The sequence below is a fragment of the Bifidobacterium sp. W8104 genome (assembly GCF_016100735.1).
Classification (GTDB): domain Bacteria; phylum Actinomycetota; class Actinomycetes; order Actinomycetales; family Bifidobacteriaceae; genus Bombiscardovia; species Bombiscardovia choladohabitans.
Window position 1 is genome coordinate 1,406,681 of sequence record NZ_JACFRW010000001.1, and the last position, 19,466, is coordinate 1,426,146.

General features: G+C 62.5%; 20 protein-coding genes and 1 tRNA gene. 14 read left to right on the plus strand and 7 right to left on the minus strand.

Going from position 1 to position 19,466, the window contains the following annotated elements; genetic code table 11:
• Nucleotides 1-60 precede the first annotated feature (60 nt).
• Nucleotides 61-1,407, minus strand: coding sequence for an NADP-specific glutamate dehydrogenase (gene gdhA, locus H3U89_RS05410; protein WP_024626778.1), 1,347 nt, complete (start codon nucleotides 1,405-1,407; stop codon nucleotides 61-63).
• Between the two features lie 384 nt (nucleotides 1,408-1,791).
• On the opposite strand from gdhA, the gene H3U89_RS05415 reads away from it, so the two are divergent.
• From H3U89_RS05415 to H3U89_RS05455, 9 genes are all read left to right on the plus strand, one after another.
• Nucleotides 1,792-2,253, plus strand: a complete 462-nt coding sequence (locus tag H3U89_RS05415; protein ID WP_045935704.1) for an Hsp20/alpha crystallin family protein — start codon at nucleotides 1,792-1,794, stop codon at nucleotides 2,251-2,253.
• A 184-nt stretch (nucleotides 2,254-2,437) separates the two neighbouring features.
• On the plus strand, nucleotides 2,438-2,656 hold the full coding sequence (gene infA / locus H3U89_RS05420; RefSeq protein ID WP_015022331.1) for a translation initiation factor IF-1: 219 nt from the start codon (nucleotides 2,438-2,440) through the stop codon (nucleotides 2,654-2,656).
• 25 nt (nucleotides 2,657-2,681) lie between these two features.
• Nucleotides 2,682-2,795 carry a 50S ribosomal protein L36 gene (rpmJ, locus tag H3U89_RS05425; protein ID WP_015022330.1) on the plus strand — a complete coding sequence of 38 codons (114 nt, stop codon included), beginning with the start codon at nucleotides 2,682-2,684 and terminating at the stop codon, nucleotides 2,793-2,795.
• Between the two features lie 132 nt (nucleotides 2,796-2,927).
• Complete coding sequence (gene rpsM / locus H3U89_RS05430) at nucleotides 2,928-3,305, plus strand: 30S ribosomal protein S13 (RefSeq protein WP_015022329.1); 378 nt, start codon at nucleotides 2,928-2,930, stop codon at nucleotides 3,303-3,305.
• A gap of 80 nt (nucleotides 3,306-3,385) precedes the next feature.
• Nucleotides 3,386-3,784: a 30S ribosomal protein S11 gene (gene rpsK, locus H3U89_RS05435; RefSeq protein ID WP_015022328.1), complete on the plus strand. Its 399-nt coding sequence runs from the start codon at nucleotides 3,386-3,388 to the stop codon at nucleotides 3,782-3,784.
• A gap of 75 nt (nucleotides 3,785-3,859) precedes the next feature.
• On the plus strand, nucleotides 3,860-4,855 hold the full coding sequence (locus tag H3U89_RS05440) for a DNA-directed RNA polymerase subunit alpha (RefSeq protein WP_015022327.1): 996 nt from the start codon (nucleotides 3,860-3,862) through the stop codon (nucleotides 4,853-4,855).
• A gap of 126 nt (nucleotides 4,856-4,981) precedes the next feature.
• On the plus strand, nucleotides 4,982-5,626 hold the full coding sequence (rplQ, locus tag H3U89_RS05445) for a 50S ribosomal protein L17 (protein WP_198180430.1): 645 nt from the start codon (nucleotides 4,982-4,984) through the stop codon (nucleotides 5,624-5,626).
• Between the two features lie 78 nt (nucleotides 5,627-5,704).
• A complete protein-coding gene (locus tag H3U89_RS05450; RefSeq protein ID WP_232345552.1) occupies nucleotides 5,705-6,667 on the plus strand; it encodes a tRNA pseudouridine synthase A in 963 nt (320 codons plus the stop codon).
• Between the two features lie 108 nt (nucleotides 6,668-6,775).
• Nucleotides 6,776-6,861, plus strand: a tRNA-Ser gene (locus H3U89_RS05455).
• Nucleotides 6,862-7,044: 183 nt separating this feature from the next.
• Here H3U89_RS05455 and H3U89_RS05460 read toward each other — a convergent pair.
• On the minus strand, nucleotides 7,045-7,194 hold the full coding sequence (locus H3U89_RS05460) for a hypothetical protein (protein ID WP_198180429.1): 150 nt from the start codon (nucleotides 7,192-7,194) through the stop codon (nucleotides 7,045-7,047).
• 251 nt (nucleotides 7,195-7,445) lie between these two features.
• Nucleotides 7,446-8,258 carry a hypothetical protein gene (locus tag H3U89_RS05465; protein ID WP_198180427.1) on the minus strand — a complete coding sequence of 271 codons (813 nt, stop codon included), beginning with the start codon at nucleotides 8,256-8,258 and terminating at the stop codon, nucleotides 7,446-7,448.
• Between the two features lie 140 nt (nucleotides 8,259-8,398).
• On the opposite strand from H3U89_RS05465, the gene nusA reads away from it, so the two are divergent.
• The 5 genes from nusA to ribF all read left to right on the plus strand — a co-directional run bounded on the left by nusA (nucleotide 8,399) and on the right by ribF (nucleotide 15,340).
• Nucleotides 8,399-9,457: a transcription termination factor NusA gene (gene nusA, locus H3U89_RS05470; RefSeq protein ID WP_198177329.1), complete on the plus strand. Its 1,059-nt coding sequence runs from the start codon at nucleotides 8,399-8,401 to the stop codon at nucleotides 9,455-9,457.
• A gap of 183 nt (nucleotides 9,458-9,640) precedes the next feature.
• Entirely contained in the window at nucleotides 9,641-12,412 is a 2,772-nt protein-coding gene (gene infB, locus H3U89_RS05475; RefSeq protein ID WP_198180425.1) for a translation initiation factor IF-2, read from the plus strand.
• A gap of 129 nt (nucleotides 12,413-12,541) precedes the next feature.
• Entirely contained in the window at nucleotides 12,542-13,045 is a 504-nt protein-coding gene (gene rbfA, locus H3U89_RS05480) for a 30S ribosome-binding factor RbfA (RefSeq protein ID WP_198180423.1), read from the plus strand.
• Nucleotides 12,984-14,087, plus strand: a complete 1,104-nt coding sequence (gene truB / locus H3U89_RS05485) for a tRNA pseudouridine(55) synthase TruB (RefSeq protein ID WP_415873564.1) — start codon at nucleotides 12,984-12,986, stop codon at nucleotides 14,085-14,087. The genes rbfA and truB overlap by 62 nt, the downstream gene beginning before the upstream one ends.
• A gap of 119 nt (nucleotides 14,088-14,206) precedes the next feature.
• On the plus strand, nucleotides 14,207-15,340 hold the full coding sequence (ribF, locus tag H3U89_RS05490; protein ID WP_198180421.1) for a bifunctional riboflavin kinase/FMN adenylyltransferase: 1,134 nt from the start codon (nucleotides 14,207-14,209) through the stop codon (nucleotides 15,338-15,340).
• 21 nt (nucleotides 15,341-15,361) lie between these two features.
• On the opposite strand, the gene H3U89_RS05495 is transcribed toward ribF, so the two are convergent.
• From H3U89_RS05495 to radA, 4 genes are all read right to left on the minus strand, one after another.
• Nucleotides 15,362-16,129 carry an amino acid ABC transporter ATP-binding protein gene (locus tag H3U89_RS05495; RefSeq protein WP_198180419.1) on the minus strand — a complete coding sequence of 256 codons (768 nt, stop codon included), beginning with the start codon at nucleotides 16,127-16,129 and terminating at the stop codon, nucleotides 15,362-15,364.
• Complete coding sequence (locus H3U89_RS05500) at nucleotides 16,126-16,983, minus strand: amino acid ABC transporter permease (protein ID WP_198177333.1); 858 nt, start codon at nucleotides 16,981-16,983, stop codon at nucleotides 16,126-16,128. Before H3U89_RS05500 ends, H3U89_RS05495 begins: the two co-directional genes overlap by 4 nt.
• A gap of 25 nt (nucleotides 16,984-17,008) precedes the next feature.
• Nucleotides 17,009-17,872: an ABC transporter substrate-binding protein gene (locus H3U89_RS05505; RefSeq protein ID WP_198180417.1), complete on the minus strand. Its 864-nt coding sequence runs from the start codon at nucleotides 17,870-17,872 to the stop codon at nucleotides 17,009-17,011.
• A 124-nt stretch (nucleotides 17,873-17,996) separates the two neighbouring features.
• The gene (radA, locus tag H3U89_RS05510) at nucleotides 17,997-19,406 is read right to left on the minus strand and encodes a DNA repair protein RadA (protein WP_198180415.1); all 1,410 of its coding nucleotides are present in this window, start codon (nucleotides 19,404-19,406) and stop codon (nucleotides 17,997-17,999) included.
• Nucleotides 19,407-19,466 lie beyond the last annotated feature (60 nt).

Here is a 19,466-nt window from a genome sequence, read left to right on the forward strand (position 1 = left end):
GGTCCGACCCGCAATTTCTGCAGGTCGGGCCCCTTCTGTCCGGATGGGCTGAGTCCTATCTCAGAGGATGCCTTGGGCCACCATGGCATCGGCCACCTTGGTGAAGCCGGCCACATTGGCGCCCAGCATCAGGTCGCCCTCATGCCCGTATTCCTTGGAGGCCTGGTAGGACTTCTGGAAGATCCCGGTCATAATGTCCTTGAGCCGCTGGTCCACCTCGTCGAAGGTCCACTGCAGGCGCAGCGAATTCTGGCTCATCTCCAGACCGGAGACTGCCACGCCGCCGGCATTGGCCGCCTTGGCGGGCCCGTAGAGCACCTTGTTATCCTGGTAGACCTGGATGGCCTCGGGGGTGGAGGGCATGTTGGCACCCTCGCAGACCACGGTGCATCCGTTGGCGACCAGGGTCTTTGCGGATTCCTCGTCGATTTCGTTCTGTGTGGCGCAGGGCAGGGCGATGTCGCAGGGTACGGTCCAGACACCCTTGCAGCCCTCGTGGTACTCAGCGGAGTCCACGCGGTCCGCATACTCGCGAATTCGGCCGCGGTGACCCAGCTTGATGTCCTTGACGACGTCGAGGTCAATCCCGTTGGGATCGTAGACGTATCCGTTGGAGTCAGATGCCGTCACCACCTTGGCACCCAGTTGTTGGGCCTTTTCGGTGGCGAAGATGGCCACGTTGCCCGAACCGGAGATGACGACGGTCTTGCCCTGGAAGGAATCCTTGCGCAGCGTCTGCAGGGCTTCCTGGGTGTAGTAGCACAGGCCGTATCCCGTGGCCTCGGTCCTGGCCAGGGAGCCGCCGAAGGTCAGGTCCTTGCCGGTCAGCACGCCCGAGTATTCGTCGCGTATTCTCTTGTACTGGCCGAACAGGTAGCCGATCTCGCGCGATCCCACGTTGATGTCGCCGGCCGGCACATCGGTGAATTGCCCGATGTGGCGCTGCAGCTCGGTCATGAAGGCCTGGCAGAAACGCATGACCTCGGCATCCGAACGGCCCTTGGGGTCGAAGTCGGACCCGCCCTTGGCGCCGCCCATGGGCAGCCCGGTCAGCGAATTCTTCAGAATCTGTTCGAAGCCCAGGAACTTGATGACCGACTCGGTCACGGTCGGGTGGAAGCGCAGGCCGCCCTTGTATGGGCCGATGGCCGAATTGAATTGGATCCGGTAGCCGCGGTTGACCTGGACATGGCCCTGGTCATCGGTCCAGGCCACACGGAACTTGACCGCACGCTCGGGCTCGACCAGGCGCTCCAGCACGCCGTTGGCCTCATACTCGGGATGCCGCTCCACCACGGGCTCCAGGCTGGAGAAAACTTCACGCACAGCCTGCAGGAATTCCGGCTGGTCGCCGTCGCGCTTCTCAACCTGCTGGTAGACGCGCTTGATGTATTCGTTGGTGAGCATCTGAGCTCCTTTGACTAGGAATGGCCGGTCCGTCCGGTCCACACACGATTGGGTCCGCCCTCAAGAGCCTACGGGGGCTGGCGGAATCTTATTCTATGGTAAATGCCTCAAAGTTACGTCACAAGAATTTTGGCCCCTAATGTCTGACATGTGGTCGTTCAAGGCCCGAAGAATGAGAGAGCAAGGATGAGCAATCAAGGCTGCTAGCGAAAGTTGAGTCTCTATGACTCAACTTTTATTCCTTGGGTGAACATCGGGCATGGAACCCGAGGCCTGCGGTTTGGACAAAGTGAAGGGCAGGGAGCCCGGGAGGACAGGTCAGGATGTCCGCCTGGGGTTCCGGTCTGCGAAAACTATTGACTTACAGAATCAGGAGATGCGATTATGGCTATGTTTCCCGCATTGATGAACAATTCGATCTTCGGCGACTTCTTCGACGATCCCTTCTTCAACAACTGGCGTGACGGGCGTCGGCAGGGTCAGGGCGCCAAGAACGCGCTGAACAGCCCCCTGATGAACACGGATGTACGTGAGAAGGACGGACAGTACCAGCTCTCCATCGACATGCCCGGCTTCGACAAGAAGGACATCGGTCTGCGTCTGGAGGACGGCTACCTGATTGTCTCCGCCCAGAAGAACAGTGACCAGGGCGACAAGGACGACCAGGGACGGTGGATTCGGCGTGAGCGCTACACCGGGTCCTGCTCCCGCAGCTTCTATGTGGGCGACAAGGTCCGTCAGGAGGACATTCATGCCCACTATGCCAACGGCACCCTTGAGGTGACCCTGCCCAAGACCAGCATCGAGCCGGCTGACAACACGCAGAACATCGCCATCGAGGACTGAGGAATTCGGGTCCTTATCGGACCGTCTGAACGACTGCTATACTGATTGAGCGACAGCCGTTCAGACGGCCCTTTTGTCGTGTCAACACGCTATTGCCCAATTTTGGGCCCATCAATGCTATACTTGCCATTTGGCGTGTCTTTCGGCGCGCTGTGTAACCGGCCGAGGATCGGATAGAAGGCTTATGGCAAAAGATGGTGTGATCGAGGTGGAAGGGCGTGTGGTCGAGGCCCTCCCCAATGCGATGTTCCGCGTCGAGCTCGAGAACAAGCACCTGGTGCTGGCCACCATTTCCGGCAAGATGCGTAAGAATTACATTCGCATTCTGCCCCAGGATCGGGTGGTGCTCGAAATGAGTCCCTACGATCTGAACCGCGGACGGATTACGTACCGGTACAAGTAACAAGGTACACAAGCAAAGGAAAACCATGAAGGTCAGCCCTAGTGTGAAGAGAATCTGCGAGAACTGCCGCGTGATTCGTCGTCACGGCCGCGTCATGGTGATCTGCAAAAACCCACGCCACAAGCAGCGCCAGGGCTGAGCGGATTCCCAGCGGCAACGAACACCAAAGGCGCTGAGTCACAGCCGACAGGCTGAACCCCGGGTGCGCAGGCCCGGGCCGGGAGACCGGAAGACTCGGTGCACGACCTGCGTAGAACAAAAAGGAATCGCAATGGCACGTCTTGCCGGAGTCGACATCCCCAACGAGAAGCGCATAGAGATAGCTCTCACCTACATCTTCGGTGTGGGCCGTACTCGCGCCAAGGAAACACTTGCCGCGACCGGAGTGAATCCGGACACCCGCGTCAAGGATCTCACGGACGAGCAGCTCATTACGCTGCGTGATTACCTCGAGGGAAACTACAAGATCGAGGGTGATCTGCGTCGTGAGATCGACGCTGATATTCGCCGTAAGATCCAGATCAATTGCTACCAGGGCCAGCGCCACCGCCGGGGCCTGCCTGTGCGCGGCCAGCGGACCAAGACCAACGCCCGCACCCGCAAGGGACCCAAGCGCACCGTCGCCGGAAAGAAGAAGGCGACCAAGTAAGGCCGTATGCGAAGCGGGGATGAGGGTCCCCGATGGTTCGTACTAGCAATCAGTTATTCGTGACAAGGAAACGAGGATCAATGGCAGCAGCAAAGCAGGCCGCGCGCAAGCCTCGTCGTCGGGATCGCAAGTCGGTTCCGGTCGGGCAGGCGCATATCAAGTCAACATTCAATAACACCATCATCTCCATCACCGATCCTTCCGGTGCTGTAGTGGCCTGGGCTTCAGGTGGTGACGTGGGCTTCAAGGGCTCCCGCAAGTCCACTCCTTACGCAGCGGGCATGGCCGCCGAATCCGCAGCCCGCAAGGCCATGGAGCATGGGGTCAAGAAGGTGGATGTCTTCGTCAAGGGCCCGGGTTCGGGCCGTGAGACCGCCATCCGCTCCCTGCAGTCCGCAGGCCTGGAGGTCGGTTCCATCTCCGATGTGACCCCACAGGCACACAATGGCGTTCGTCCTCCCAAGCGCCGTCGCGTCTGAGCACTAGAAAACCCATGAATCCACCCGCGAAGACCGGTGAGTGCACCACCGGTCGGAGCTGAAAGGATAGCAACAGTGCTTATTGCACAGCGTCCGACTCTTACTGAAGAAGTCGTCAATGCCCAGCGCTCCCGTTTCACAATCGAGCCCCTGGAGCCGGGATTCGGGTACACCCTGGGCAACTCCCTGCGTCGTACCCTGCTGAGCTCCATACCCGGTGCGGCTGTGACCTCGGTCCGCATCTCGGGTGCCCTGCACGAGTTCACCACGCTGCCAGGTGTGGAGGAGGACGTCACTGAGATCCTGCTCAACATCAAAGGCATCGTGCTGACCAGCGAGTACGACGAGCCCGTGGTCATGTATTTGCGCAAGAGCGGCAAGGGCGAGGCCACCGCCGGGGACATCACCCCGCCGGCCGGCGTCACCGTGGCCAATCCTGATCTGCATATCGCGACCCTGGCCGAGGATGGAGAGCTGGAGATCGAGTTTACGGTGGAGCGTGGGCGTGGATACGTCCAGGCCCAGCTCAACAAGCAGGACAACGATGAGATTGGCCGCATCCCGGTCGATTCCATCTACTCTCCTGTGCTCAAAGTCAGCTACAAGGTCGAGGCCACCCGTGTCGAGCAGCGCACGGATTTCGACAAGCTGATCCTGGATGTGGAGACCAAGCCCGCCATCTCGCCGCGTGACGCGGTGGCATCCGCCGGGTCGACCCTGGTTGAGCTCTTCGGCCTCTGCCGCGAACTCAACACCCAGGCTGAGGGCGTGGAGGTCGGACCCGAGCCTGTGGTGGAAGAGGCCGATCCGCAGATGTCCGTGCCGATTGAGGACCTGAACCTGACGCAGCGTTCCTACAACTGCCTCAAGCGCGAAGGAATCCATACCATCGGCGAGCTGGTCTCGCATACCGAGCAGGATTTGCTGGACATCCGCAACTTCGGTATGAAGTCGATCGACGAGGTCAAGGAGAAGCTTGAGGGCATGGGGCTGTCGCTGAAGGCCTCCCCGCTGGGCTTCGACACCAATAATCTCGAGGGAGGCACCTTCTTCTCGCCTGATGACGAGTGAAGGGTAGCAGCCTTCGTATGAGCGGGCGAGGGGGAAGGGTTCCGTCGCCTGCTGACAGAAATGCCGGGAAGTCGGATGTTCGGGCGTATGCCCACCTGTCCTCCCGGACCGTAAGGAGATAATCCAATGCCAAAACCTAGCAAGGGCCCACGTCTGGCCTCCAGCCCGGCGCACGAGCGGCTGATGCTGGCCAACATGGCCACAAGCCTCTTCGCCAACGGCCGTATCACGACCACCCTGCCCAAGGCCAAGCGCCTGCGTCCGCTGGCCGAGCGGCTGATCACCTTCGCCAAGCGCGGGGATCTGTCCGCCCGTCGCCGCGTCATGCGTGTCATCCGTGACAAGTCCGTGGTCCACATCCTGTTCACCCAGATCGCCGAACAGATGCAGCAGCGTGAGGGTGGATACACCCGCATCACCAAGATCGCGCCCCGCCGCGGAGACAACTCCCCCCAGGCTGTGATCGAGCTGGTAACCGAGCCCCTGTCGGCCAAGAAGGCCGTCGTCAAGGAGGCTGAGTCCGCTGCCAAGGTGGCCGCCAAGGACGACAACGCCGAGGTGGCCGCAGCCACCGATGCCGCCGTCGCCGAAGGCGCTGCCAAGGACGCTGTCGACCAGGCCGTCGAGGCCAATGAAACCGATCAGGACGTGGCCCAGGCCGACAAGGCCGCCGAGGATCTGGAGCAGACCGCTGACAAGGCGGATCAGACCGAGGCCCAGGCCGAGGAAGATGCCGACGTGGCCGAGGATGTCGAGAAGGCCGCTGAGTAATCGGTCATTGCATTCGATGACGGGGTCGGGGAGCATGGCTCTCCGGCCCCGTTTGTCATTGGCGCCAGGGAGGTCTTGATGGAGGATCAGGAAGGGAAGATGTCCCTTGTCAGGCTGCGCATGGATCTGGCCTACGACGGAGGTGGCTTCCATGGCTGGGCCCGGCAGCCAGGACTCCGCACGGTCCAGGGCTGCATCGAACATGCCCTGTCCTTGATCACTGGGGTGCGTAGATCACAAGGCGGGATTGCCCACAGACAAGTCGTCTGGGAGCCAAGACTGGTCGTGGCGGGAAGGACCGATACCGGGGTCCACGCATCTCATCAAGTGGCGCACCTGGATATTCCTGAAACTGTGCTCGAGGCCTGCAGGGGACATATGGGGGTCGATGGTGCTTCGGCCCTGGAACGCCGTCTCCGGCACCTGTTGCCTGCTGACATCGTCCTGCTCGGTCTCAGATTGGCCCCTACCGGCTTCGATGCCCGCTTCTCTGCCTTGGAGCGCACCTACCTGTACCGTGTCAGCCAGGGGGGTCAGCCGGGGGATCCACGCATGCGGGGCTATGTGCTGGACCTGGAGGGGAGCCTGGATCTGCAAGCCATGAACGAGGCTGCAGCGGAGTGCATCGGCTTGCATGACTTCGGGTCCTTCGCCAGACCAAACCCCGGCGGCACGACCATCCGCAAGGTCTTGGCAGCACACTGGGACCAGGTTCCCACCATAAATCTGTTCGGGGCTGATCCAGGGCGGAGTGCGGTCGGATACCTTCCGCACTTCATGGAGTCCGGGCTTACCGTCTTTCGGATTGTAGCCGATGCATTTGCCCATAACATGGTCCGCTCGTTGGTCGCGGCCTGCATTCAGGTGGGCCAGGGACGCCGGTCCGTGCAATGGTTCGCCGACAAGGTGGCCCACCCCCTGCGTGAAGGCTCCACCGGTCCCATAGATGCTCGGGGCCTGACTCTGGAACATGTGGCCTACCCGCCTGATGACCAGCTTGCTGAACGGGCGCAGGCCATCCGAGCCCGCCGTACACTTTGACATCAGGGTCGTTCGCGGTGACGGTTGACTGCGCCACGCCGCTTGCCAGGTAGGGACTCTGTGGCATAATAGAAAAGTTGTTGTTCGGCAGTGTCGGGCAACGACCATGGTTGAGTGTCCGAGCGGTCTAAGGAGCACGCCTCGAAAGCGTGTGAGGGCAACTCCCTCCGCGAGTTCGAATCTCGCCTCAACCGCCCTCATTGGCCCCGGCCCGACGGTCGGGGTCTTTTATGTTTGATCCTGTTGCCGCCTTGCTCAGTTGCAGTGGCTCACTTGGAGCATCAAGTTTCGTAATCGCTGCCGGTATGCAGTCCATGTAAGACCGGCTTTTTGCGGGGAACTGAGAAAATGACACTCGTCGTTTGATTTATGGACTGTCAGACGGGATTGGTCCTCCGTATGCCCTCTTTGGCTACTTGGTCCGGCTTGGCCATGAGCCGCGATACCGAGCAGATGAAAAGACCGTCCAATGCAGAAGGCGATGTGGTGGCCAGCACCAGGTCGCCTCCTGCATTGCACGGGTTCATACCCCCCTGCGTTCCTTGGGAATGTTCCTGTGGAACACGTTCTATAATATCACCACCTGAGATTTTGACGCCACCCTCAATGTTTGTGAAATTTGCGCAGTAAGTAATAGTGAATCTGTTTTATTTGATGGTCGATCTTCACGATTGGTCAGGTTTTGGGCATGAGTTGCCAGGGTTGCTCGTATATGCATATGAGGAAACCTGCGAGTGCGATCAGTGCAACCTACGGATGGGGTGGCCCGGCCTGGACGTTAGTGCTTTGGTGCCTGCAGCAGGGCTGACGACGTGGCCGGGTAGCCGAGGTTCATGGCCATGGACATGTGGGCTACGATCATGTCGACCAGGGCCGATGTGGCCTGCTGGTGGCTTTTCGCGTTCTGGCTGGCATCAGTTCGTATGGTGCCCGAGGAGCCGTTCAGTTTCTTCCCCACGGCCAGGAGGGTCCGGGCCGTATCCATCTCGATCAGGGCAGGGGTAGGAGTCTGTATTCCGTTGGCGGGGTCGATGCACTCATCCGGGTGCGCCAGCAGATCAGTGGTGGGATAGACCCCCTGCCGGGGATCGTGCTTGGCGTGACCAACCAGAATCTGCGCAGCCGCAGTGTGCGCATCGGCCAGGGTGAGCATCCACGCGGCATCCGTCTTGCGCGCTGCGAGCACCGAAAGTTCGAACCCGGAACGATCTTCACCTGTAATGGCCTGATCAGCCAATTCGACTGGCAGTGCCTTGGCCAGTGGATCCAACTGCTGCGCAGCCTGGACCAGCCTCAACGTGGCTGTTTGACGATTGGCCTGTCCGTCCTGGGAGGCTGCCAAAGCCTGGGCTGCGTGTACCGTGGCTTCGTCCAGGCGAGCAGGGCATTCACGGGCCGCTTGGATCCAGGCCTGGGCCCGGCTGTTTGCCTGATCTTTTTGAAGTCGTTCCGACTGCCGGGCTCGCGTCCATGCCTGCTCACAGGCTGTGGGACGGAGATTGTCAGGGTCGTGCTGGCTGACATGCACCGCCGAGGGCGCGCATCCTGAGATGGTGACAGCCAGCAGAAGAACTGCGATGCCGGCCCTCATTCGTCTTGCCAGGATCGCTGGCCGACGACTCGCCCACCCTTGGTGTTCAGGAACCGGCAGTGTCTGCATGAAAGGCTAGAATAGTAGGCATTGCAGACTAAAAGAAGCACGGTCTGAATAACTTCATAGGAGGTCTTGACATGGAACTGGACCTGGCTGAAATTCATCAGCTGGCACACGAACAAGGGATTGATGCCGAGACCTTGGATCAAGCACTGGGCGAGGCTCTTCTTCTTGCCTACCAGAAGTCGCCTCATGCAGCCAAACACGCACGTGTGGAGCTGGACGAACGTGCGGGGACTTTTACCATCTGGGCGCAGGACGAGATTGCTCGCGAGCCCACGCCGGAAGAACCCGAACCGGGATATGATCTGGGCGAGGAATACGACGACACACCGAAGGACTTCGATCGGCTGGCAGCCTCCACGGCCCGCCAGGTCATCCGTCAGCTTTTCCGACAGGCCGATGATGAGCGGGTCTTCGGAGCTTTCTCGGGCCAGAAGGGCCATCTGATCACCGGAATCGTGCAGCAGGATGCCAGCGATCCCGGCAATGTGCATGTGGCCGTGGACAATGTCGAGGCCATTCTGCCCCGCCGCGAGCAGGTGCCTGGAGAGCATTACCGGCACGGCCAGCGGATCCGCGTCTACGTGGTCAATGTCTCCCGTGGGCTCAAGGGGCCGGAAATCATCGTGTCACGTTCCCACCCGGAGCTGGTTCGCCGCCTTTTTGAGCGGGAGGTGCCCGAGCTGGTCTCCGGTGCGGTCTCCATCATGGCCATTGCCCGTGAGGCCGGTGCCAGAACCAAGATCGCGGTCCGTGCCAACGCCAAGGGGGTCAATCCCAAGGGCGCGCTGATCGGTCCTGCCGGCGCTCGCGTCCGTGCCGTCATGGAGAACCTGGGACCTGAGAAGATCGACATTGTGGACTGGTCCAAGGATCCCGCCGAATTTGTGGCTGCGGCCCTGTCTCCGGCCGTGGTCCGCCAGGTGCAGATCGTCAGCGAGTCCAACCGCACGGCCATCGCCTTCATCAAGGATGCCCAGCTCTCCCTGGCCATTGGTAAAGAGGGCCAGAACGCCCGTCTTGCCGCCAAGCTGACCGGATGGAAGATTGGCATCGAGTCCGAGGAGGCTCACCAGCAAAAACTGCGTGAACTGCAGGCGCAATCGGCTTCGGCTGCTGGTGAAGACGCCTGAGAGCAAACATCCGACGACGCGAGTATGCTGGACCCGGTATCCCGAGTCCGGAGGTTCATGCCGTCGGCCCCGGCACAGAGACGAGGTAACACGATCATGGTCGCACGATGAGACAGGATATGTTCGCCGTCATGAAAGAGTGATCGCGCCGGTCATATGCGCGGTCCGGTAAGGAGAAAGTAAGTGCCCAAAGCACGCGTGTATGAGCTGGCCAAGGAATTTGGCGTAGACAGCAAGACTGTTCTGGCGAAATTGAAGGACATGGGCGAGTTCGTCAAGTCCGCATCCTCCACTGTCGAGGCCCCTGTGGTTCGTCGACTCAAGAACGCTTTCCCTCAGAAGGGACAGGGCGACGCCGGTCAGGCCGCTGCACGAAATGCCCGCCCCGGCAACCCTAATCATGGAAGCGGCCAGGGTCAGCATGGCCGCCCGCAGTCCGGCGGCACCCAGCAATCCACACCTGGGCCCAAGCCTGGACAGAACCGTCGGCCCTCGGCCGGCGGCGAGGCGCCACGGGGTCAGCAGCGTCCTGGTGGCCACTTCCCCAAGCCTGGTGCCCCTCAGGGCAACCGCAACGAGCATGAGCCGCGCAACCAGTCCCGTGGGCCCAAGCCTTCAGCCATGGGCAGGCCCGGCCCCCAGGGCTCACGCAACAACGGTCGTCCCGGCGGTTCCAATGCTGCGGCGACGCGTCATGGTGCACGGCCGGGAGCATCCACGCCTCGTCCAGGCAACAATCCTTTCAGCCGCAAGCAGGGGATGAAGGCCCCCATGCCTTCGGATATCCCCAGGCCGCATCCTATGGCCCGGCCCACCGTCAACGACTCACGCAGGGGCCGGGGCGGATTCCGTAACGGTCGTGGCGGCCGTTCCGGGCAGGGCGCCCGTCCAGGGCAGTGGGGCCATAACCGTCCAGGCCAGCAGACGCATCAGGGCGGCGGCAGTCGTTTCGGCGGCGCTTCGTCGGCACCATCAGGTGGCTTCCGCGGCGGTTCAGGCCGTGGTGGTCGCGGTCGCGGCGGCGCTGCTGGAGCATTCGGTCGCCAGGGAGGCAAGTCCTCCAAGGCCCGCAAGAACCGGATGGCCAAGAGGCACGAATTCCAGGAGATGAAGGCACCCGTCATCGGCGGCGTGCGCATCCCAGCAGGCAATGGGCGTACCGTCAAGCTGCGCCAGGGCGCCACCCTGGCCGACCTGGCTGACAAGATCAACGTCAACCCCGCTGCCTTGGTCACGGTGCTCTTCCACCTGGGCGAGATGGCTACGGCCACCCAGTCCCTGGATGAGGCCACCTTCCAGATTCTGGGCGACGAGATCGGGTGGAAGATCCGCATCGTCTCCGCCGAGGAGGAGGACAAGGAGCTTCTTCAGCAGTTCGACATCAACCTGGACGAAGAACGCGAGGACCAGGACGACAAGAACCTGCAGCCCAGGCCTCCGGTGGTCACGGTCATGGGCCACGTCGACCATGGCAAGACCCGGCTGCTGGACACCATCCGCAAGACCAACACGACCACCCAGGAGGCTGGCGGAATCACCCAGCGCATCGGGGCCTACCAGGCCACGGTCACCCTGGACGGGGAGGATCGCAAGATCACCTTCCTGGACACCCCTGGCCACGAGGCCTTTACGGCCATGCGTGCCCGTGGTGCCGAGCTGACCGATGTGGCTGTCCTGGTGGTGGCCGCGGACGACGGCGTCATGCCGCAGACCGTGGAGGCCATCAACCATGCCCAGGCCGCCCATGTACCCATCGTGGTTGCTGTCAACAAGATCGATGTCGAGGGAGCCAATCCCCAGAAGGTGCGTGGCCAGCTGACCGAATTCGGTCTGGTATCCGAAGAGTATGGCGGCGACACCATGTTCGTCGACATCTCCGCCAAGCTGGGCACCAACGTGGACAAGCTCCTGGAGGCCGTACTGCTGACCGCCGACGCCGATCTTGACCTTCGGGCCAACCCCGACATGGACGCTCGCGGCGCCACGGTCGAGGCCCGTCTGGACAAGGGACGCGGAGCTGTGGCCACTGTGCTGGTCCAGCAGGGTACCCTGCATGTGGGCGATGCCATTGTGGCTGGATCGGCCTATGGCCGTGTGCGAGCCATGCTGGACGAGAACGGTCGGCAGATGGATGCGGCCGGTCCTTCCACGCCCGTCCAGGTGCTCGGTCTTACCTCGGTGCCCACGGCCGGCGACCTCTTCCTGGTCGCGCCCGACGATCGCACCGCTCGTCAGATCGCCGAGAAGCGCGAGGCTTCGGCCCGCGCCGCTCAGCTGGCCAAGCGCCGCAAGGTGGTCTCCCTGGAGAGCCTGAAGGAGCAGTTCGCCAAGTCCGAGGTGGACATGCTCAACATCGTCATCAAGGGCGACTCCTCCGGCTCGGTCGAGGCCCTGGAAGACTCCCTGATGAAGATCGAGGTCTCCGACGAGGTCGGGATCCAGGTCATCCACCGGGGCGTGGGCGCCATCACCCAGAACGACGTCAACCTGGCCACGGTCGACAAGGCCGTCATCATCGGCTTCAATGTCCGTCCCAACAGGCAGGTTCAGGATCTGGCCGACCGCGAGGGCGTGGAGATCAAGTACTACTCGGTCATCTACAACGCCATCGAGGACATCGAGGCTGCACTCAAGGGTATGCTCAAGCCGGAGTACGAGGAGGTCACCACCTCCCACTCCGAGATTCGTGAGATCTTCCGTTCCTCCAAGTTCGGCAACATCGCTGGCGTCATGGTCCAGGACGGCACCGTCAAGCGGGGCACCAAGGCTCGCATCGCCCGCAACGGGGTGGTCACCATCAACGACCTGGAGATCTCCTCCCTGCGCCGGTTCAAGGACGACGTCAACGAGGTGTCCGAAGGATACGAGGCTGGCATCAACCTGGGCTCCTTCAACGACATCGAGGTGGGCGACATCATCGAGACCTACGAGATGCGGGAAGTGGAACGCAAGTAGAGCCTGTCGACCATCCGACCGCGCGTGGGATGGTCCGTGGCGATCCGCCCCGGTCCGGGTATTCCCTGGCCGGGGCGGATGTCCATGAATGCGAAGATTGGTCATGGACGGTTCGAGAAAGGAATCATGATGGCTGGAAATCCCCGCGCTGTACGCATAGCGGCCCTGATACAACGGGTCGTGGCCTCTGCGCTGGAGTCCCAGATGCACGACAAGCGCCTGGCAGGGGTCACCGTCACTGAGGTTCGGGTCACCAACGATCTACAGATAGCCAAGATCTACTGGACCCAGCTGGGCCGGTCCGGACACGAGGCCGGGGAACGCAAGCGAGCCCAGCAAGCCCTGCGGCAGGCCTCCGGCAGGCTGCGCACCCTGGTCGGTGCCCGGGCCGGTCTGCGGCTGACGCCTACGCTGCGCTTCATCTACGATGAGGTGCCTGCCGAGGCTACCGAGATTGAGGATGTGCTGACTGCAGCCCGTCGCCGGGACGAGGCCATGGCCAAGGCACGGGTCAATGCCAGCTATGCCGGCGATCCCGATCCATATCGGCATGACGACGAAGAAGAGACCGATGAGTCCGACCCCGTCCCTGATGAACCTGCGGCGGAGGATGTGGATGAAGCCGACCGCTGAGCTATCGGACCTGGCGGATTCTGGCCATGATGAGCCAACCTCGGGCATTATCCTTGTTGACAAGCCGAGCGGTGTGACCAGCCACGACGTGGTGGCCGCCGTCCGCTCTGGCCTCGGCATGCGTCGCGTGGGCCATGCCGGGACCCTTGATCCCATGGCCACCGGCCTGCTGGTCCTTGGATTCGGCCAGGCCACGCGGTTGTTGACGGTCATCGTGGGCCATGACAAAACCTACCGGGCCACCATGCGCCTGGGACTGGGCACGACCACGGACGATGCGGACGGGGATTTGCTCCCGGTGCGTCCAGGAGCTGCGCAGGGGGTGGACGAGCTGACAGCCCAGGGTCTGCAGGATCTGATTGATCGCTGCTTCACCGGCTGGATCGACCAGGTGCCCGATGCCTTCTCCGCCATCAAGGTCAAGGGCAGGCGGGCCTATGACCTGGCTCGTGCGGGCCAGGAGGTCAGGCTGGAACCTCGCCGCATTCGGATTGCATCCTTCTGTCTGCTCGACTTTCGCCGTGTGGATCTGCCCGACCAGGGCGCCAGGGTGGTCGATGCGGATGTGGAGGTGACCTGCTCCAGTGGCACCTACATCAGGGCCCTGGCTCGCGACCTGGGCGAGCGGCTGGATTTGGGTGGCCACCTGACCGCCTTAAGACGGATACGTGTAGGTCCGTTCGACCTGGAGGATTCCGACCTCAAATCTAAGGTTGTGGGCGGTCATGTGGTCCCCCATACATACCGGAACCGACAGGGTCAGACGATTGTCCGCAGTCGTATGGTCCCTGACCGCGACAGGGAGGGGATGTTGGATGGCTCCCTGAGTCTGGCGCAGGCGGCACGTATGAGCATGCCTGTCCTGAACCTGGATGCCGACCAGGCCGCCAGAGTGGCTAACGGAGGATTCTTGGATCTGCCTGTCGCCGGACCTACGGCCGCCCTGGCCGGGCCAGAGGACAGGCAGCGGCTGGCCGCTATCCTGGTGCCCAGTTCACGAGGTGGGGCCAAGCCGGATGTGGTCTTTCACCCCGGGGCCTGAGTGTGCCGGTTCGGGTTTGGTCTCAGGGTCTTGCCAGGGCGCGACTGTGGGAATACAGTGCTTAAGGAATTTTCGGCGCCCGGGTACGGGTGCCGTCATGGCTAAGTGATGGGAAGCGGATGAAGGTCAGCCAGGTCAGCCCGGATGAGTCGGGCATTGTCAGGTGGCCGGGAACCTTGGGGGCCCGGTCCAGCGTGATTGCCATCGGTGTCTTCGATGGTGTGCATCGGGGGCATCAGGCCCTCCTGCGCCGGGTGGTGGAGCTGGCTGCCAAGGGCCAGGACCGGCCTATGGCTCTGGTATTCGACCCCAGTCCCAAACTGATTCATAGCTACGCCGACAGCCATGACATGACTGAGCCGTCCCTGGACCTGATTCGCCATGACCCTGATCAGATCATGCCTCTGGAGGAGCGTCTGCGACTCATGGCCCAGCTGGGGCTGGATCAGGTTGTGGTAGTGCGATACACGCTGGCCTTTGCAGCCAAGTCCTATAGGTTCTTCCTCAAGCAGGTTACCGAGCAACTGGCCATGCGGACGCTGGTCCTGGGCCGCGATGCGCAGATGGGCGCAGGGCGGGTCGGTGACATCGAGGCCATAGGTGATCTGGCGGTCACTGGACTGTTCAACCTGGAAGTTGTGGACGACCAGGGCCCAGGCGACTGCACCCTGCCTGACGCTGACGGTCTGGAGCGACGTCGGGTGCGAGCCTGGAGCAGTTCCCACCTTCGGCGGTTGATTCTGGACGGCGATGTGGATGCGGCCATGGAAATTCTGGGTCGGCCGCACATGGTTCAAGGCACGGTGGTCCACGGGGAGCAGCGGGGCCGCCGCTTGGGATTTCCGACTGCCAATCTCGCTCCCGACAGCCAGGGGATGATGCCCGCGGATGGAGTCTATGCAGGCTGGCTGGTCGACCTGGGACTGTCTACGGATCCGATGGCGACGCCGGAGGGCCGGGAGGGTCGGCTGGCTCAGGGTTCGCCCTGGCGGATGCCTGCTGCCATCTCCATCGGCACCAAGGAGACCTTCCTGGCTCCGGGAGAGCAGATGCCGAGAATCCTGGAGGCCAATGCCGTCCGGCCGGATTGGGTGGACCTGTACGGTCACCGGGTACGAGTGGAGTTCCTCAGCCGTCTGCGCGGTCAGAAACGGTATGCTGGCGAGGAACCCCTCAAACGACAGCTGGCCTTGGATGCCGATCGCACCCTGGAACTGACCAAGGCTGCAGGAAGAGCGTTTTCCGCCAACTGAAAGCTGAAGGTACTTGGGAAGTCACAGCCCTCGGAAGTGGCTGAAGAACTCCCTGGTGCGCGGATTCTCCGACTCGTCCATGACCTCTTGCGGAGTTCCGTTCTCAGCAATGACACCGTCCAGCAGCAGAACCACCCGGTTGGCTGCGTGATGGGCGAAACTCATTTCGTGGGTGGCCATGAGGATGGTGGTGCCGCCGGCGGTCAGCTCCGAGACCATGGCCAGTACCTCGCCCACAAGCATGGGGTCCAGGGCTGAGGTGATCTCATCCAGCAGGAGCAGCTCCGGGTCGGTCATCAGGGCTCGGACGATGGCCACCCGCTGCTGCTGGCCGCCGGAGAGCTGGTCGGGGTATGCTCCGGCCTTCTTCCTCATGCCGATCCGGTCCAACAGTTCCAGGGCCCGCTCCCTGGCCTGGTCCTTGGGCATGCCGTGGACCTTGATGGCTCCCAGCGTCACGTTTTTCAGAACGTTCATGTGCGGGAAGAGGTTGAACTGCTGGAAGACCACGCCGATTCTGGCCCGGCAGGCATCCTGGTTGATCCTGGGATCGGTGATGTCGGTGCCACCCAGCCAGATTCTGCCGTCGTTGACGGTCTCCAGCAGGTTGATGCACTTCATCAGGGTGGACTTGCCGGACCCGGACGGGCCCAGCAGGGCCACGGTCTCATGGGGCATGATGGTCATGGAGATGTCGCGCAGGACCTTGTTGCCCCCCGGGTAGGTCTTGCGCACATCCTCCAGACGGAGCACCGGCTGGTTCTGATTGGCGCCTGCCTGTTCGCTCATACCATGCCTCCGCTCTGTTCGCGCTTGCGCAGCCGGTTGGAATACCAGTCGTTGAGAAGAATGAACGGGACCGAAGTGGCGATGAAGAGCACCGAGGCCACCACGTAAGGGGTGAAGTTGTAGGAGGTGGCCACGATGATCTGGGCCGCCCTGACCGCGTCGACGGCACCCAGAACCGAAATCAGCCCCACGTCCTTCTGCATGGAGATGAAGTCGTTCATCAGTGCCGGAGCCACCTTGCGCAGGGCCTGGGGAATGACTACCAGACGCATGGTCTGCCCCGAGGTCAGGCCCAGTGAGCGTGCCGACGCCCTCTGGGAGGGACCGACATCCTGGAAGCCGGCTCTCAGCACCTCGGCTATGTAGGCCGAATAGGAGAGGATGATCGCCACTGTGCCCAGCAGGGCTGCCGGAATCCGGTTGAAGATGGCCAGGCCGGGGATGCCGAAGCCGATCAGGTAGAGGACCACGATCATGGGGATGCCCCTCATGATCGTGGTGTAGACCTGGGCCAGCACCCGCAGGGGAAAGAGCAGCGGGTTCCGGCTGGTGCGGATCATGGCCAGCAGGGTGCCCAGCAGGGCCACGCCGATCACCGCGAAGAAGAGAACCTCCAGATTGAGCCAGAGTCCCTGGAGGACCTTGGGGAAGGCTTGGGCGAAGTAGGCTCCGGAGAAAAACGACTGCTTGACTCGGGGCCAGCCGGGTGAGGCGTGCAGCCCCAGAGCAATCAGCAGGGCCAACACCAGGGTGCTGGCGATGCTGATCCCCACTGAGCGCAGATTCTGTCGACGGCCGTAGCGTTCCCGCTCCCGTTGGATATCGCTGACCGCGTCCTGTGCCGAGGTGGCCATGAACGACAAGGTTTCCTTTCTTCTCTCAGCCCAGGATAGGCAGGGAGGTGTATACGTGCAGCCACTGCTTCTGCAGCTTGTCCAAGGTCCCATCCTTCTTCAGGGCGGTGACGGCCTTGGAGGCAGCCGGGGTCAGCTTGGAGCCCTTGGGCAGGACTATGCCCATGCCCTCCGGGTCCTGCGAGCCCTTGATCTGCCCGAGGATCCTGGCGTTCTTGACCTGCTTGGAATCGACCATGGTCACGGCCGAGGGGGTGTCCACCACAAGCGCGTCGATCTGATTGGCGTCCAAGGCCTGGGATGAGGCCACGTCGTCGTTGAAGGTGTCGATGTCGGGCTTGACCAGCTTGTGGGCCATCTCGTAGGAGGTGGAGCCGACCATGGCTCCTATCTTGGCGTCCTTGATCTGGGCAAGGGAGGTGGCGGAGGCGTATGGGGAGTCGTTTCTGACCACCAGAGACTGGGTGGAGTTGTAGTAGCTGGGAGTGAAGTCCACAGCCTGCCGACGCTCCGGGGTGATGGAGAACTGCTGGATGTTCAGGTCGTAGTCCTTGCTTCCCGGGGCGATGGCGGCGTCGAAGGTGGTCCTGGTCCAGGTGACGTGCGCCTTGTCGAAGCCCATTTTCTCTGCCACTGCATAGGCCACGGCCGCCTCGTATCCCTTGCCGGATTCGGGCTTGTTGTCCTGCACGTAGGGGGCGTAGGCCGGGTCCCCGGTGGCAATGGTCAGGGTGCCGGGATTGATGGTCTGCTGGGTCATGTCCTGCTTGTCTGCCGACTGCCCGCTGTTGCTCGATGAGGAGCCACAGGCCGCGCCGGCCATGAGCGTGACTGTCGTGAGTGCGGCCGCCGTCAGCCTGCGTATGGTTTTCCTGGTGAAGATGGTCATACTGATCTGCTCCTCGCGATGGTGATGGGTGTCGGTCTTCCAGCGACTCCATCCTAGTCCGGCAGGTTAACGAGTCGGCAGGCGGGTGCCATAGGGTGCGGTAGGGGACCAGCTGCCACCGGGTTCAGACCAGTCCCAGAGCCTCCAGGGCCTCGGCCAGATAGGTGACTTCGACCACCTCCAGTCCCTGGATGGGTTTTCGGCCTCCTGAATGCCGGTCGGGCGGGACCAGCGCCCGGGTGAATCCCAGACGGGCGGCCTCCTGCAGACGGTGGTTGAGCTGAGGCACAGGCCTGACCTGCCCGGTCAGCGAAATCTCGCCCATGGCACAGGTCGTGCGCAGGATGGGCCGGGACTTGGCTGCACTGGCCAGCGCGGCCACGATGGCCAGGTCACATCCGGGTTCCTTGGCCAGCCCGCCGGCGATGGTGGACACATACAGGTCCCGTGTCAGCAGGTTGACGCGGCCGTGACGGTAGAGCACCGCGGCCAGCATGGCCAGACGGTTGGCGTCGATCCCGTTGGTGTTGCGTCTGGGCGTGGGCAGAACAGATGACGTGACCAGGGCCTGGATCTCGATGGGCAGGCTGCGGTGGCCGTCCAAGGTGAAGGTCACGCAGGTGCCCTCCACCTCCTGTCCGGTCGTGGAAAGGAAGAGCCCTGTGGGGTCGCTGACCTCCTCGATGCCCTGCTCGCCCATGTCGAAGCATCCGACCTCGTCGGTGGGGCCGAAACGGTTTTTGACGGCTCTCAGCAGGCGCAGTGCGGTCTGGGAGTCGCCCTCGAACTGGCAGACCACATCGACCAGATGCTCCAGGGTCCGGGGCCCGGCAATGGAGCCGTCCTTGGTCACGTGGCCGACCAGGAGGATGGGGATGTCGTGTGATTTGGCCATGTCTATCAGGCTGATGGCCACCTCGCGTACCTGGGTGGAACCCCCGGAGATGCCGTCGACCTGGCTGGAGACGATGGTCTGGGCGGAGTCCACAATGGCCAGTGCCGGCTTCTCGCGCTCAATCAGCCCGAGCACCGTGGCCAGGTCGGTCGTCGAAGCCAGCAACAGCGAATCCTTGAGCGCTCCCACCCGACTGGCCCGCATCCGCACCTGGGCCTGGGACTCCTCGCCCGATATGTAGAGCACCTTGCCTCCCTGGCCGCCCCGGTCGGCCACTCGGCCGGCGGTCTCCAGCAGGAGGGTGGACTTGCCTATGCCTGGCTCGCCGGCCAAGAGGATGACCGACCCGGGTACGATGCCCCCGCCCAGGACCCGGTCGAACTCCTCGAATCCTGTGGGAATGCGCTTCACCTGGTCCGTGCCCACCCGTGTGATGGGCCGGGCCAGGCCGTTCTTCGGGGGAGCAGGTGCCGTATGGCTGCCGCCGGATGCGGACAGCCCCCCGCCTGCACCTACGACACGGGCTTCATGGAATTCCTCGATGGTTCCCCACTGGCCGCATTCCGGGCAGCGTCCGAACCACTTGCCGCCGGTCCACCCGCACTCCGTGCACACGTATTGCGTCGTCGTCTTGGCCATACCTGCACGCTATCGGGATTCAGGGACGAGGAACCAGGCTTTTACGGCATCTTCGCAGTG